This window comes from Mesorhizobium sp. M2A.F.Ca.ET.042.01.1.1 (genome assembly GCF_003997405.1).
GTDB lineage: Bacteria > Pseudomonadota > Alphaproteobacteria > Rhizobiales > Rhizobiaceae > Mesorhizobium.
Map to the genome: position 1 here is coordinate 1 of NZ_RZRX01000598.1, position 871 is coordinate 871.

Consider the following 871-nt stretch of genomic DNA (forward strand, 5'->3'; position numbering starts at 1 on the left):
AAGAGGGGCGGCAGCGGCGCTTTCGGCATCCGGTTCGCGATCATCCAGTTGTGGTTTGGTCAGCAGCCTGCGGCACTGGTCGAGCCTGGCGGCGCGATGGCCGTTGGCGAGGAAACCGTAATGGCGGATGCGATGGAAGCCGTCCGGCAGCGTATGAAGCAGGAAGCGGCGGATGAACTCGTGCGCGTCGAGCGTCATCACCTTTGTCCTTCCGCCATGACGATAATCCTTCCAGCGGAATCCGACACGATCGTTCTCCATGCTGATCAGCCGGGAATTGGCGATGGCGACGCGATGGGTGTAGCGACCGAGGTAGGCCAGCACCTGTTCCGGTCCGCCGAAGGGCGGCTTGGCATAGACCACCCAGTCGAGGCGGCGCGCCCTGGCCAACAGGCGGATGAAGGCGGCTGGCTCGGTCAGGCCGGCAATGTCGCCGAAGAATTTGAGGCTGTGCGCGTCGAAGGCGGCTCGTAGGTCCTCCAGGAAGCGGCGGCGAAACAGGCGCGACAGGACGCGCACCGGAAGGAAGAACCCTGGCCGACAGGAGACCCAGCGCGAGCCGTCCGGCGAGACGCCACCGCCCGGCACGATGCAATGGATGTGCGGATGGTAGTGCAGGTTCTGCCCCCAGCTGTGCAGCACCGCGATGAGGCCGATCTCGGCGCCGAGATGTTTGGAATCGGCGGCGATCGTGCGCAGCGTCTCGGCCGCAGTCCTGAACAGGATGGCGTAAACCGCCGCCTTGTTCTGGAAGGCGATCGCGGCGACCTCGGCCGGCAACGTGAACACGACGTGGAAGTAGGGAACCGGCAGGAGTTCGGCCTCGCGTGCGGCGAGCCAGTCGCGGCAGGCCTGTCCCTGGCATTTTGGG

Annotated in this window: 1 protein-coding gene; it reads right to left on the minus strand. The window is 65.7% G+C overall.

The features are described 5' to 3' along the window. Positions 1–871: IS91 family transposase (locus tag EOA23_RS35085; RefSeq protein WP_127307351.1), on the minus strand; the 871-nt coding region annotated here is incomplete at both ends.